The organism is Streptomyces sp. NPDC008238, assembly GCF_042956445.1.
Lineage (GTDB): Bacteria > Actinomycetota > Actinomycetes > Streptomycetales > Streptomycetaceae > Actinacidiphila.
The window spans coordinates 1-14,465 of the sequence record NZ_JBIBGK010000057.1 but is presented as its reverse complement, the minus strand read 5'-3'; the positions used below and the strand labels follow the sequence as shown (position 1 = coordinate 14,465).

Annotated in this window: 10 protein-coding genes and 2 pseudogenes; 3 read left to right on the top strand and 9 right to left on the bottom strand. The window is 66.1% G+C overall.

What is annotated here, in order from left to right; translation table 11 throughout:
- Nucleotides 1-796: 796 nt before the first annotated feature.
- On the top strand, nt 797-1,321 hold the full coding sequence (locus tag ACFZAU_RS41405; RefSeq protein ID WP_500556542.1) for a hypothetical protein: 525 nt from the start codon (nt 797-799) through the stop codon (nt 1,319-1,321).
- A gap of 227 nt (nt 1,322-1,548) precedes the next feature.
- Here ACFZAU_RS41405 and ACFZAU_RS41400 read toward each other — a convergent pair whose 3' ends face one another.
- Both ACFZAU_RS41400 and ACFZAU_RS41395 read right to left on the bottom strand, forming a co-directional pair.
- On the bottom strand, nt 1,549-2,133 hold the full coding sequence (locus tag ACFZAU_RS41400) for a hemerythrin domain-containing protein (RefSeq protein ID WP_500556541.1): 585 nt from the start codon (nt 2,131-2,133) through the stop codon (nt 1,549-1,551).
- Between the two features lie 32 nt (nt 2,134-2,165).
- On the bottom strand, nt 2,166-3,359 hold the full coding sequence (locus ACFZAU_RS41395) for a hypothetical protein (protein ID WP_500556540.1): 1,194 nt from the start codon (nt 3,357-3,359) through the stop codon (nt 2,166-2,168).
- Nucleotides 3,360-4,096: 737 nt separating this feature from the next.
- On the opposite strand from ACFZAU_RS41395, the gene ACFZAU_RS41390 reads away from it, so the two are divergent.
- Nucleotides 4,097-5,299, top strand: coding sequence for a PP2C family protein-serine/threonine phosphatase (locus tag ACFZAU_RS41390; RefSeq protein WP_500556539.1), 1,203 nt, complete (start codon nt 4,097-4,099; stop codon nt 5,297-5,299).
- A 383-nt stretch (nt 5,300-5,682) separates the two neighbouring features.
- Here ACFZAU_RS41390 and ACFZAU_RS41385 read toward each other — a convergent pair.
- Nucleotides 5,683-6,452: pseudogene (locus ACFZAU_RS41385) on the bottom strand (ATP-dependent DNA ligase).
- Nucleotides 6,453-6,526: 74 nt separating this feature from the next.
- Here ACFZAU_RS41385 and ACFZAU_RS41380 point away from each other — a divergent pair.
- Nucleotides 6,527-6,979, top strand: a complete 453-nt coding sequence (locus ACFZAU_RS41380) for a hypothetical protein (RefSeq protein ID WP_500556538.1) — start codon at nt 6,527-6,529, stop codon at nt 6,977-6,979.
- A 669-nt stretch (nt 6,980-7,648) separates the two neighbouring features.
- Here ACFZAU_RS41380 and ACFZAU_RS41375 read toward each other — a convergent pair.
- The 6 genes and pseudogenes from ACFZAU_RS41375 to ACFZAU_RS41350 form a co-directional block, all read right to left on the bottom strand.
- Nucleotides 7,649-8,026, bottom strand: a complete 378-nt coding sequence (locus ACFZAU_RS41375; RefSeq protein WP_500556537.1) for a hypothetical protein — start codon at nt 8,024-8,026, stop codon at nt 7,649-7,651.
- A complete protein-coding gene (gene ctaD, locus ACFZAU_RS41370) occupies nt 8,023-9,750 on the bottom strand; it encodes an aa3-type cytochrome oxidase subunit I (protein WP_500556536.1) in 1,728 nt (575 codons plus the stop codon). Before ctaD ends, ACFZAU_RS41375 begins: the two co-directional genes overlap by 4 nt.
- 1,074 nt (nt 9,751-10,824) lie before the next feature.
- Nucleotides 10,825-11,250, bottom strand: coding sequence for a DUF6233 domain-containing protein (locus tag ACFZAU_RS41365; RefSeq protein ID WP_500556535.1), 426 nt, complete (start codon nt 11,248-11,250; stop codon nt 10,825-10,827).
- Between the two features lie 14 nt (nt 11,251-11,264).
- Nucleotides 11,265-12,293: a DNA polymerase Y family protein gene (locus tag ACFZAU_RS41360; protein WP_500556534.1), complete on the bottom strand. Its 1,029-nt coding sequence runs from the start codon at nt 12,291-12,293 to the stop codon at nt 11,265-11,267.
- A gap of 115 nt (nt 12,294-12,408) precedes the next feature.
- Nucleotides 12,409-13,304, bottom strand: a pseudogene (locus tag ACFZAU_RS41355) (IS982 family transposase).
- A 222-nt stretch (nt 13,305-13,526) separates the two neighbouring features.
- Entirely contained in the window at nt 13,527-13,730 is a 204-nt protein-coding gene (locus ACFZAU_RS41350; protein WP_500556533.1) for a hypothetical protein, read from the bottom strand.
- Nucleotides 13,731-14,465: the final 735 nt, after the last annotated feature.

Here is a 14,465-nt window from a genome sequence, read left to right as displayed (position 1 = left end):
AACGCCCGCGCCGACCCGAAAACCAACTTCGCCCCCGACTCACCGATCCGCACCTGGACCAATTACCCGGCCAAGGCTGCGTGACAAGCCACTAGAGGCACCTGGATAATCGTCCGTCCGAGCGCATGGCTGGCATGCGGCGATGGATGCGTCCGCGAACGCGAAGCAACTGGCAACGGACTGGCGCGTTGACCAGCCCCGGCCCAGGGAGCGCGGTTACCGTGAGCCGATGGTCTTCACGAAAGGGCTCGCGGTGGCCGCAAAGCGAGTGGTGGCCACGGTCAGGTGCACGCCCGCGGACCATACGAGGGTGCCGACGCCGTTACCCCCCTCGTGCTCCACCATTTTGCGTCTGAACTGGGAAGAACAGTGGGTCTCCGTTGGCGTACGGCAAAACGGTGAGGCCGTCAGCGCGTGTCGCGAACGCTGCCTTGCTCCGACTCGTGGCGAGCAGAAGCTGGCAATAGTTCGCAGCGCAGACCGCGACGCGTCAACCCCGCCGGGCACGGCAGACACGCCTCTTTCCCGTTGCTGTCTTCAGCGAGCTCCTCGACCAGCGGTACCCAGTTCCTGACACCCCTGGACCGATGAGAGACGCCAGGAGTCAGCGCCTCTGAAACGACGGCCACGAAGTGACCTACCGCACACTTGGTCGGCTTCACCCGATTTGAATGTTGAGCCCGCATTATTTGTGATCTGAGCCATTTACCGCATCTGCGCGTGGTTGTACATTCACACTGTCCAGGGCCACCCGCTGCACGGTTGGCGCACAGGGCACCGCCCGAGGAGCAGTGGAATGAATGTCGACCTCTCGCCGGTCATAGCCGCGACCACACAGTGGCTCCTATGTTCCTATCCACCATCCGGGGGTCTCCTGGGAGTGTCGCTGGCAGAGGCCCAGGCACGCCAAGCAGTCACTGTTGCCACGTGGCTTCGGTATCCCACAGGTGCGGATGCTGCACTGCTGGCGATGATCGGCCCGGGAGGCTCCGGAAGGCTGGACTGGTTGGTCGGGGCTGACGCGTCATATCGCCACCGTACGGAGGAGGCGTGGCGGAGCTGGGTCGACGAGGTGGCCGCGAGCTGGGCAGCGTGCCTTCTCAGCTCGCCGGCACTGGCTGAGGAAACCGTGTCGCAGTTGTCGGGGTGCGAGCATGCGGCCGGCTTGAGGTTCGAGTTTCCCCGACTCCTTGCCCCGGACGCCCATGACCGGCGCGCTGCATCCCTGCTTCGGCATCCCGACCTACTGGAGCCCGTGGCTGCCCTGCACAGGACTGCCCTGGTGGAACGTCTGAGCCCGGAGTGGAGCGCCGCGGCCTGACCGCGCGCCGAACGGGCCCTCGGGTATCGTCAACACTCACAGTCCTGTCACTCACAGCGGCGAGACGAATACGTATTTCCTGGAGAGCGTGGCTACGCTAGTGCAGCGCCACGATTCGGGTCGTGGGGTCTTGGCCTGCGCAACTGGGAACTACCCCCGAGCGTGATGCCGAGGTGCACCGCCTGGGCCTCTCCCTTGCCTCGGATCGGGCCCAGGCGGCGCTGGCGTCAGGTGTCGCTGTTCATGGCGCTACGGATGGCGTCACGGGTGCGGTCCATGAGCGCCGCGACTGGCCCTGCCGCGATGTTCTTCGTGGCACTTTCCACTCCCGGGTGAGGATGTGTGGGTGCCATCTTCTCGGCGGCCTTGACGGCTTTGGCCATCATTGCGAGTCGCTGCGGGCTGGTGTTGCGTCGTAGCTGGGCGAACTCGTAGCGTTCCTCGGCCCTGGCGTGCTTGAGCACGTCGTCGCGCAGGGAGAGGAGGATGGGCATGAATTTCGGGTCGTCGGTGTCCATCTCGTCCAGACGGCTGAGCGTCTCCTTGGCGGCCCTCTCCTCCTCCAGGCGGTCCTCGACGACCTCGTCGCCGCCGTCGAACGCCGTGCGCGCCGTGGGGTGGACGATCTCCTCTTCCGCGGTCTCGTGCACGGCCAGCAGCCGCACCAACTGCTGGAAGGCCTCCCGCCGCGCCTCACCCTCCGAGGTGCGTACTTCGTCGAACAGGTTGTGGATGTCGCCGTGCTGCCGCATCAGCAACGCCACCACGTCGTCGCCGGCCACCGGGTCGCCGGTCTGGGCTTCCTGTGTCACGGGATCTCCTCTCTCGGATTCGGTCCTGCCCGCTACCGCTGGGGGTCTACGGGGTGCGGGCCTTCCGTTTCCTCGCGGTAGTCCCGGCCGAACATCTCCTCGTGCTGCACCATCACCCGCTCGCTGGGGGGCGCCTCACCCTCGTGGAGGCGCTCCTGCATCTGCTCGAACCGCTCGTGCGCCTCGCGGACGTAGCCCGTACCCAGGGTCGTCAGGTCCATCTGGGTAGCCAGCAGCTCCCGCAGATATCCCTTGTTCGGCTCGAAGGTCAGCACGTTCGGCAGCGCGGGGGCCAGGATCTCCTCCGGCTCGCGGCCGTCGTGCCGGCGCATCATGTCGCAGGCCACCCGCAGGTGCTCCAGCTCCATGTTCAGGTGCAGCTCCCAGATCGCCTTCACCTTGGGATCGCTCTCCTGCTCCATGAAGGAGTAGTACAGGTAGCACTCGTTGTACTCGTGGTTGACCAGCTGCTCCCACCACGTCTCACCCGGGTCCACGAGGGACTCGTAGTGCGTGACGTGCTCTTCCTCGATGAGGCCGATCTCCTGGTACAGCTGCCGGGCGATCGGCTCCATGTAGGTGGGGCCGGTGTTCATGTAGAAGTTCATCGTCTGCTGCTCCGCCGACATGATGGTCAGCGCGTGGAGCCGGGAGAGCGGGTTGACGGTGGTGCGGTCGTACGGCTCGCGCACGTTGTCCACCGGGTCGCGGTGGTGCAGCGGCGTGGGCCGGCCGGGCATGACCTCGGTCAGGCCGTCGACGATCGACTCTGCCTTGCGGTGCTCGATCATCTCGTACAGGTTCGCGTACCGGTACAAGTGGTCGAAGTCCTCCAGCACACCGAACTGGTAGGCCTGCTTCAGGTACGGATCGGGCTCCATGCGGGCCACCCACGCGGTCAGGTCCACCGCGACCTGCTCGTACGCGATCGTCGTCTCCAGCACCGACGACACACCCGGCAGCAGCCAGTTCACGACCTTCTGCTGCTGCGCCTCGATGTACCGCGTGCGAGCGAGCTGCTGCTTGACCTGGACGTCATCACAGTTGCGCGCGAGATGGTGGCCGAAGAAGATCGCCTCGGTCTCGATCCCGTTCATCGTGATGATCCGGCACCGCGTGTACGGATCAGCGGCATCCGGGTTGATGGGCTCCACGTTCAGCTCCCGCCAGCTGCGCAGCTGACGGTCGAGCGGGATGCCCCGCTGCTCCAGGGGATTGAAGGTCACAGCAGTTCCTCCGAATTCATCGCCCTCACCGCGGTGTGGGCGTTGCGCGTGTTGCGGGTACCGCCCTCGGTCAGGGCGGAACGGTCCAGCGGTACGGTCACCTAGGAGGGCAGCCAGCCACCCCGGGGCATCAAGCGACCTTCCTCGTGCAGCCTCGCACCAGCCGATTGGGGGCCCGGGCGCCACGGCGGCGACCCCGCACGCCGTCACTCGGACAGCTCCAGCTGCAGGGGATCGCTGAAGATGCGACAGGCCGCGATGCGCACGGGCTTAGTGCGGAACCTTTGTGCGGCAGCGGACAACTCGTGCTGGAGCGCCTTGGGGAACGACGCCTTTCATGGTGGGCACTCGCCTGTCACCAGCCGAAGAAAACCCACCCAGGCGGTGGGTTCTGATGACTGGAGCGGCACAGTGCACCCCATGAGTCGGGCACAAGATTCACACAGCCATGAAGAGCCTGACACTCCACAACGAAGTTCGCATTCTGGCAGCTTCAAAGTGCACGAATGTTCCGCCGGTCCGTGCCGGCGCCGCAAGCACGACCGGCGGGACGGCATGTCACGTGCTGACCTGAAGGTGCTGCCGCCGCACTAACCCAGCAATCTCCGTCGGCTTGATCAAAGGGCTGGGGAGCCGCTGGACGTGCTCCGGCTCATTCGAACCTGCCCGGCTCGCCGACCCTGGTACTGGCACGCACGATGGTGGAGAACAGATTCCTTAGGCAAGGTGGCGACTGCATGGCACGGCCCGAGGATGTGCTCCGAATGATGGGCGAGCTGGTGCTTGCCGGTCATCTGGCGAGCATCGAACAACTTCCGGGCCTTGTGTCGGAGCACGCGGCCAAGGCCAACCTTGACGACGCCCGTATCTACGTGTCGGACCTTCGGCAGCAGGTGCTGCGGGAGCTTACGGGACACGGACTTGATGCTGGTCAGGGCGGCGAGGAACTGTCCATCGAGACGACCTTGCCGGGTCGGGCCTGGCGTCGTACACAGATCATGAGCGCGTCGGGTGCCGGACGGGGCCGGCAACGACTTTGGGTGCCGATCCTCGACGGTACGCAGCGTCTTGGGGTTTTGCGTGTGGACGTGGCCGACAACGCCGACCGCGAAGTCGCCGCGCGCCTCGCTTCGGTTGTCGGTCTGCAGCTGGGAAGCAAGCGGCATTCCAGCGATTCACACGCACGCCTCGTGCGGAGCGAGCGCATGAACATCGCCGCGGAGATGCAGTGGGCGCTCATGCCCCCACGGGCATTCGCCAATGGCCGGGTGGTGGTCTGCGCGGAGGTCGAGCCGGCCTACCGGGTGGGTGGGGACGCCTTCGACTACGCGCTGGCGGGCGACGTACTCCATCTGGCGGTCTTCGACGCCATGGGCCACGACACAGCCGCCGGGTTGACGTCGCACCTCGCGGTGGCGGCCTGCCGCAATCACCGCCGTCACAACGTCGGCCTTGCAGAGACCAGTGACGCCATCGAGCAAGTGCTCATCGAGCAGTTCGCGCACCAGCGTTACACCACCGGAGTGTTAGCGGACCTGGATCTGGGCACGGGCCACCTCGCGTGGGTAAACCGCGGGCACCCTCCGCCAGTACTTATCCGCGGCGGACGATGGGTACACGTCCTCGACTGCCCGCCCTCGCACCCCATGGGCAGCGACCTCGGCCTACCAGTCCAGATGTGCCACGCGAATCTGGAAAGAGGTGACCGCGTCCTGCTCTATACCGACGGAGTCACCGAGGCTCGCGACGCCCAAGGCAACGAATTTGGACGGGACCGGTTCACCGACTTCATCATCCGCCAGCAGGCCGATGGCATGCCAGCCCCCGAAACGTTGCGCCGCCTCATGCAAGCCATCGTCGACCACCATCGCGGGAGTCTTCACGACGATGCCACCGTCCTCATCTGCGAGTGGCACGGGCTGGACCCAAGTGCTGGTTAGGACCCCGAGCCGCACTACGGCAGACACGACTTCGTCACGCTGTAGTCGATTCGCTACGCAAGGGGGTTCATGCCCTCCCGGTGAGGCCCAATGCCTCGGGTAACGGTACTGATCCCGACGATGCCGCACTCTCCCGGTGCCCCGTATCAGATGCCGTGCTCGCGGCTTCGCGCGGTGGGCAGTGGTTGCCCCTTCGACGCATGCTGATTGTGCGGTCCCGTCAGACAGACGAGCCCCTGGCGGGATCGCTCAACCAAAGTGGCGGAATCCGTCGGCGGAACGGACCACGAAGGGCTGGGATGATCTCGATGTCAGTCCGATCGTGATGGGACGGCGCTGGGGCTGAGGTCGCGACGCAGCCGGTGAACGCGGACGGAGTGCCGTCAACGACCTTGGTCGTCAGCGGCGTCGCCATGGAATTCCGCGACGAGGTTCGGAATCGCGGGTGTGAAGTCGAGTGCCTCCCGGCTGCCCCAGTGGGAGGAGATCCGCATGCCGTGCCAGGGGTGGTCGGTGCCGGCCTGCTTGAGGAGACCGGCCAGTTCACTGCGAACGGGTGCTGACAGAGGGCTGCTGCGGGCGACCGGGTGGAATTCTCCGTCGGTGGTGTAGCGGCCGAGCAGGACCGTGTCGGGGTGGGCGAGGGTGCCGGTGAAGGCTCCGATGAGGGCTTCGAAGGTGTCGCGGTGCCGGTATTTGAGCCAGCCGCGCCGGCCGGGCTGGTACGTCTGGCTCCGACCCTTGGCGACGACACCTTCGACGCCCGCAGCCCCCCATTGCCCTATCCATGCACGGGCCAGGTCTCGGTCTGGGGTGATCGGTGTGAGGGCCCACGGGGCGTTGAGTGGGTGGTCGGCAAATAGGGACTCCAAATCCGCGCGGCGCCGATCATAGGGGCGGAAGACGAGATCATTTCCGGCGCGGTGGAGCAGGTCGAAGGTGATCAGGCGCGCGGGCTGCTCGCGAGCGAGACGGGCGATGGTGTTGGGCCTGCGGTTGATTCGCTGCTGCAATGCACCGAATCGGGTCGGCCTTCCCGGTAGATGACCACCTCGCCGTCAAGGATGACGTCTTCGTCCAGCGCGCGGGCGGCGTCGGCGATCTCGGGAAAGGCGGCGGTGAAGTCACTTCGGTTGCGTGACTGCAAGGACACGCGACCTCCCGCGGCGAGGACCACACTCCCTGCACTGGGCCGATGAGGTCCGCGCCCCCGACGAGGAACTGCCGGTGCTGCCCAGGCGCGGCGCGGTGAAGGGCAAGGAAGTGGACACCGCCCGGCAGCTGATCGGCGCGATGTCCATCGACTGGAATCCTGAGGACTACCACGACACCTTCGAAGAAAAGGTCAAGGATCTAGTAGACGCCAAGGCCAAGGGTCAGGAGATCGTCGGTGAGGAAGGCCCGCCGGAGGCCACCAACGTCCTCGACCTGATGGAAGCCCTCCAGCGCAGCGTCGACGAAAACCGCAAGCGCCGCGAGCGGCCCTCGACCGGTCAGGGAAAGGTCACGCGGCGCCCGGCCGGCCGGAAGAAGGACGGAGCCGCGAAGAAGAGCAAGTCCGCCCAGGGCCGTAAAGACCGCCTGGAACACCTCAGCAAGGGCGAACTGTACGACCAAGCCACGAAGCAGAAGGTCCCGGGCCGGTCCAAGATGAACCGGGACCAGCTCATTGATGCCTAGCGAAAGCTTCCTGAGCGCCGTCCATGGGTGCACTTGTTCACCGGATCCCGGCGGCATGGAAGTAAGCGCCGCAAGGGAGCGGGGCTGTGACCGGCTACTGGCCGGGAGGCCCCGCCTCCTGAACTGCGATTGCCATTGGCAGCAGTACGGTACTCAACCGCTGGGCGAGCACTTCTTCTGCCCGCTCACGAAGGCCGTCACGGACGCCTGCGGTACGGAAAGTCTCACTGGACGTTCGTACGTGTCGGTCCGCCCGGTCCGTAAGCGGGTCCCGGCTGTCTCTCATGCCCTGCGAACGAAACGCAGACTGCCATGTTCTGCGCCAATGGGGTGAACCGCATGCCCATACGAGTCGCCACCACCGTGGCGGGGCCACGGCAGGCCGTCGCTGGGCAACGAGGACCGGCTGACGAGATCCTGGTGCTTCGGCTAAACGCGCGAGTGCCGACAGCGTGCGGTGGCTGGCGTTCCACCGGTGCGGCCTGCCAGGTCGCTGACGAACTCGAACCGGTCAGCTGTGCCGGGCAGGAGACCTGGGCGGTGACTCGAGAGCAGCCTCGGCTGGAAGCCGGCCAGCGAGGAAAACTCGTTCGTCGCCAATTAACTACCGTCGCACGCCGGCCAGCACCTCGCGGAGCGATTTGCGAGCCGCAAGCGACCATAGCCGGGTCAGTCTCCCGTGAAGAACATCAGGAGGGGCACGGGAATACAGATGGTCGCCGTCACCAAGGCGACAGCAACGACCTTGCACAGCAGTTGGCTGCGTAGGGCGTCATAGCGTCTGCTGTACTCGCTGTGCAGTGTGCTGTTGCGTTCCGTGATGCGTGTGCGCATGCCCCGGACGAGGCTGACGCGGTCGGCGACATACAGCCGCACTACTTCATGCCGCTGGGAGGTGGTCAGCCAGGGCATGCGGTCGGCGTATCCCCTTGCCGCAGCCTGGGCGTCGCTGATCTCAGCATGCCAGGAAAGGAAGTCTTCGCATTCGGCGATGCCGTCTGCGGCCGTTGGAACGCCGGACCCAGCGTGGGGAGGACGTCGTTTCACGTCTGGTCCCCCTCGCCGAGCGGCTTCGCGATTCCCTTTCCGGGTTCGATCACGTCACGGCGGCCGACGTTGAGCTCCTGGTCCATTGCGGCGATCTCGGGGTGGTGAAGGTCGAACGCCGGGGACTCGGAGCGGATCTTGGGCAAGGTGAGGAAGTTGTGCCGCGGGGGAGGGCAAGAGGTCGCCCACTCCAGGGAGCGGCCGTAGCCCCAGGGGTCGTCGACCTCGACCGGGATGCCGTAGCGGGAGGACTTCCAGACGTTGTACATGAACGGCAGGGTGGACAGGCCCAGCAAGAAGGCGCCGATGGAGGAGATGGTGTTCAGGGTGGTGAAGCCGTCGGCGGCCAGGTAGTCGGCGTAGCGGCGGGGCATGCCCTCGGCGCCGAGCCAGTGCTGGACGAGGAAGGTGCCGTGGAAGCCGATGAACAGCGTCCAGAAGTGGATCTTGCCGAGGCGTTCGTCGAGCATCTTGCCGGTGAATTTTGGCCACCAGAAGTGGAAGCCGGCGAACATCGCGAACACTACGGTGCCGAAGACGACGTAGTGGAAGTGGGCGACCACGAAGTAGGAGTCGGTGACGTGGAAGTCCAGCGGCGGAGAGGCGAGGATGACGCCGGTCAGGCCACCGAACAGGAAGGTGATGAGGAAGCCGATCGACCACAGCATGGGGGTTTCGAAGCTCAGGTTGCCCTTCCACATGGTGCCGATCCAGTTGAAGAACTTCACCCCAGTAGGCACCGCGATCAGATAGGTCATGAACGCGAAGAACGGCAGCAGCACGGCCCCGGTGGCGAACATATGGTGCGCCCATACCGTGGCGGACAGCCCGGCGATGGAGATCGTCGCGCCGACCAGGCTCAGGTAGCCGAAGACGGGCTTGCGCGCGAAGACCGGGATGACCTCGGTGACGATCCCGAAAAACGGCAGCGCGATCACGTACACCTCGGGGTGGCCGAAGAACCAGAACAGGTGCTGCCATAGCAGCGGCCCGCCGTTCTCCGGGTCGTAGACGTGCGCGCCGAACTTGCGGTCCACGAACAGGGCGAGCAGGGCGGCGGCCAGTACCGGGAACGCGAACAGCACCAGCAACGATGTGAGCAGGATGTTCCAGGTGAAGATCGGCATCCGGAACATGGTCATGCCCGGGCAGCGCATGCAGATGATCGTGGTGATGAAGTTGACCGCGCCCAGGATCGTGCCGAAGCCGGACATGGCCAGGCCCAGCACCCACATGTTGCCGCCGACGTAAGGGGTGCGTTCGCCGCCGGAGAGCGGGGTGTAGGCGGTCCAGCCGAAGTCCGCAGTGCCCTGGGTGGTGAAGAGCCCGGCAACGACGATCAGCGACCCGAACAGGAACAACCAGTACGACAGCATGTTCAGCCGAGGGAACGCCACGTCTGGGGAGCCGATCTGCAGCGGCATGATGGCGTTAGCAAAGCCGGCGAACAGCGGGGTGGCGAACATCAGCAGCATCATCGTGCCGTGCAAGGTGAATGTCTGGTTGTACTGCTCGTTCGACAGGATCTGGATGCCGGGTCTGGCTAGCTCCGCCCGCATCAACAGTGCCAGCACCCCGGCGAACAAGAAAAAGAAGAACGCGGTACCTAGGTAAAGGGAGCCGATCTTCTTGTGGTCGGTCGTGGTCAGCCAGTCGACGATCACTGCCCCGGGCTTCAGCCGCTCGCGCTCCGCTCCCTGAGTCGGCTCCACCTGCACTGCCATATCGGAGTTGCCCTTTCACCGTGGTTTTCGCCGGGCGCACCTGCGCCATGGGTTCCAGGTGGGCAGGCGAAACAACGTTCCCCGATATTGCCCGTTCCTGTCACATGCGCTGATTACTCCGATGGTGGGCGTGGCAGTGGAAAGTGGCCTGCTGGCGCGGTTGTAGGTCATACACATAAAGAAACCCGTCCAGGTGAGCAGTAACGAGCCGGATGGACGAATCTTCCCCATGGTGGGTTGCACAAGCACGCGGTGCGAAATCCCTTCCCGCCTCCCCTGGCACCGCGGGCAAGACGGCCCACGTCGCGGCGAAGCGGCGTGGGCCGTTGCTGTTCGGCCCGCTCGACGGATGGGGCAGGACGACCACCCGACTCGCCACCCCAGCGTGCACCGACCTGGGCCAGCGCGCATTCTAGGAACGCGGCCCCGCCTTTCCCACCCGGCGGGGTCGCCCGGGAAATGAGGGAGGCCCCTACGGCTGGGCTGGCGGTAGGGGCCTCGCAGACAGACAAGCGGAGCCATCAACGCAGGGGCCCCGCTCCTGCGAAACGGCATGGTCCTGGGTCGCCCGCATCGCCTGTCACTCAGACGCCGTGTCCGACTGGCCCTCAGATGTCCTGGGCAACAGGCTGTCAACAGTGCTTGAGGGCCTCGCCTCTGCCCTCGCACATGTCGGCCCCCGCCATGTCCCACCATGCCGGGGGCCGCCTCTCGCACCACGTACGGACCCTTTACATCGGGGCAGCTTTGTTGCCGCGGCTTCGTCGATCACAGAAAGGACAAGGACAGGTAGCCGCCTCGACGTGCTGCCCGGCCAACCCAGCCGCGACCTCGCTGCCAGCCACGACAGCCGTCAACCGCCCTCACAAGGCGCCGGCCAAAGCGATCTCGAGTGCTTCGTTCAAAGGTGTTTCGGCGGCGGGTGCGCGGTAAGGCGACGGCAAGGGTCTCGCGCGCATCCTGGTCGCGCGGCTCCGGAGGGCTTTCGATCGGCGCTTAGCCCTGCCAGACCGGGGCCCTCCCTTCAGGGCTCCGGTCGCTGGAACGTCGCTCGTGACCGGCAGGATGTTTTTGTCACAGCCCGGGCAGCAGGCTCGGGCGGCACAGCCGACACAGCTCCACATTTGGGCGGCGGGCATGGCCAGACGCCTCTTCAGCGGTCAGATCCTCGCCGTGGTCAATCCAGCAGTCAGCCCGGTGCAAAATCTCGCGGGCTCCTTGGCCCGCTGGGGTGGGAAGATGTTGCAGCCGCCACCCTGGTGCAGGGCCGGAGACCCATGGTTGATCTCCGGTCTCTACCTCGTATAGCTGCTCTCCTGCCCGGCGCAGTTGCGCTGCTGTATGGGCTTCGATCACTCGCAGCCACGTGGAGCCCGCGGGCAGGTCCGGGTAGAGCGGTACGGGTGCCGCTTGCTGCTCGCGGATCCGGGCGAGCAGGCGGACCAGGTGGCCCTCGATGACGCGCAGCTCGGCTGGTTCGATGGGCAGGTCCTGATGCATCTGCAACGCCCAGGTCAGGCGGTGCGGCGGCGGTGCGCAAGAGGCGCCCAGGTGACGGTGCCCGGCCCGAACCGAGCGTTCAACTGGTCGATGACGGGGTCCAGGCGGTGACCGGTCTCGTGCTCATCGTCAAGGCTTAGTTGTACTGAGGCCACCTCAGCACCACTTAGTTGCTCGGCGCGCACCGAGACGCCGCGGACCCTTGCCCGCTGCAATCCCAGGCGCTGAAACAGTTCCGCTGCGGCGCCGCGCAGATCATCGGTGTAGGCAGTGGGCTCCCACAGGGTTCGGGAGCGGGTCACGCCGCCGCCGCCGGCGAGCGAGATGCCCAGTGTGAGCACTCCGGCGATCTGGCCGCGGCCACGCAGCAGGTGCGCTACGTCCACCACGGCATGAAGGATTTCCTTGCCGACCAACTCCGGGTCGAGGGTGTCCGTGTCCAGGCTCCGCTGGATGCTGACGCTCTGCGGCAGGGCGGTCGCCGTCACCGGCCGCGGGTCGATGCCATGGGCACGCTCATGGACCAACCGCGCCACCGAGCGGCCCTCGAGGACGCGCTGCAGTGTTTCCAGTGGCAGGCGCGCCACCTGGCCGACGGTGCGCAGCCCGTATTTCTCCAAAGTCGCTGCTTGCGCCGGGCCCACCCCGTACAGGTCCTGCACCGGGAGAGGGTCAAGGAAAGCCCGTATTGCCCGGTGCTCGCCGGGGACGACATGGATGCCCTCTCGGCCGGGATGAGCGGAAGCCATCGCGGCCACCGCCCAGGTCGGACCGACCCCGACCTGAACGGGCAGGCCGATGATTCCAAGAGCGCGGGTGCGGATCCGCAGAGCCAGCTCGTATGCTGTGCGATCCCAATAGCGCAGGGCGCCGGCGACGTCAACGAGTGCCGCGGCCGGCGGGAGCGCCTGTATCACCGGCGTCACCTCTGCAAGCAGCGCCAGCATCTCCCGGTAGGTGGTCTCTGGTGCGCGGCCGCCCATCACCCGTATGTGCAGTACGTGCGCACCGTGCTCGGCGTGTAGGGCGTCTGCGTCCATCATCACCGCCTCCCTCGTTCTCACTGTACACACGTTCGATTTGATGGACGAGCTCCGCATTAGACGTCACACTCGCGGACGACAGGAGAAACCCCTAGACGAGCCTGTTCGAATACGTTCAGTGGTCAAAGGCGGTTAGTGAGCGGCTGACCGCCTGGCCAGTCTGGAAGTTGTGCCAGATTGCTGCGGCCAGCGCAAGGACGCGCTGGGCTACGCGCACGGCAACACCTTCCACGGTGCGGCCGCCGTGTTGTTCCAGGTCAAGCTGGCCTTTGAGGGTGTCGTTGACGGACTCGATGAGCTGGCGGACCTTCTTGAGCATCGGCTCACCGGGACGCAGGACCTCCTTCTTGCGGGAGGGCCGCAGCAAGGTGATGCCCTGCTCGGACAGTGACCGCTCGAACGGCTTGGACGCGAAGCCCTTGTCGGTGATCAGCAGCAGACCCGGCCGCTCGCGGACCAGGTCGGCGTCGATCTCCAGCATCGCGGCCAGTACCTCGCGCTCGCCGAGCTTCGGATCGGCCAGGGCCCACAGGATCGGCATCCCGGCCGGGGTGCACACCAGGTACAGCCGCAGCCCCCAGAAGAACCGTGAATGCGACGCGCAGTAGCCGTAGTTCGCCCAGCCGGCCAGTTGCGACCGCTTGACGGTGGGGCGGGACATTCCGCACCCACCGGAGCGGAATCGGCGATCCACACGGTGTCGTGCCAGAAGTCCGTGTCCTTCGCCAGCGTCCGGATAACCCGCTTGACCTGCGGCAGTGCTGCCCGCAGCCGCTTGTTGTATCCGGAGTCCTGCGGGATGTACGGGAACAGGTGTCGGTAGTGCGCGCGCAGGTGCCGCAGCCAGCGGGCCTCGCTGTGGAAGCCCAGCAGGGCCTGCATGGCCGCCAGGCACAGCAACTCCGAGTGACTGAGCTTCGGCGGACGTCCCGGCAGACGCACGATCCCGGCCCACTCATCGTCGATCTTCACGTACAGTGCGGTCACGAGGGTGTTCAGTTCTGTCGTCACAAACGGATCTTGAACACCCTCTCTTCGCGCCCGCAACCGTTCGGACAGACTCGTCTAGCTGACAGCCTCGGGCGCGGCTTGAGTCGAGAAGGGCGGCGTGACACCCAGGGAGGCGGCACATCCCCGATGGTCCCGGTATCACCGTTCATCGGTTCCACGCCGGACGCAGACATGCCTCATGGCCTCGTTCTTTCTGCCCACCCGGCGGGGCCACCCGATCGGTCACCACACGTCGGGCCCGCCCCCGCGCCAGTCGATCAAGTCGGGATCGGCGAAGTCGAACCATGCGGGATCGAACCCGGCGAGCCACAGGAAATGCTCCAGTTCCTTCATGTCGCGGGCACTCCCGTAGTACGTCCCGTTGATCGCTACCCTGCGGCCCTCCATGGGCGGATCGACGATGACGGACGGCTCATTAGTGGCCATACCTTCAGCGTGTCTCCCGGGGCACTCGGGTGCACCCTGGAAGTGCCACCCCGCCACCCTCCTTCCTTGGTACGGCGTCCGGCGGGGCCGCCCACGGACGCGGCTCCGCCTGCCCTCCCTTGGCTCTGGTTGGGCGGGGTCGCTGAAGGCGGCCTCGCCGACCCTCACCGCACACTCGCGACGGGGCCGCTCTCACTCGTACGCACACCCAACTGGCGCCGATGCCCAGCCTCGCTCAGCCTGGGCGCAGTGCATGAGGGATCGTCCACCTCCCCCCGACGCCCCTCGGGCATGCGCCGGGCCCCCGTCGTGCGAGCGGCGGGGGCCTCGCAATGCTCCGCGTATAGGGCGCACCCTGGATACTCGGCCCTGTCCACCGCGTGCCAACCATGCGAGTGGTCCACGCGGCTGGGACGGGCTCGAAGACGCCCGCCGAAGAACCTCCCCCTCAGCCCTCGGCGGGCCGCCCGACCTCCGCATGCGTCTCTCCGCTTCCAGCGCAGGTCGAGTCCGAGGGCCATTTCGACTGGCGAGGTCTCGTCTACACGAGTGATGTCGCGACGGCCACTCGGTGATCTCGTCACGATCGGGTGGATGCGGGCAGCCTTGGCGAGGGGTCTGTCGGCAGCGGCCTAATGTGGGTTCTGGATCACTTTCCGTGCTGGGGCCACGGAGGGTCACCGAAACCGCGATCATGAACGGCCTCACGCTGCGAGGAGGATCCGCTTGCGTAGG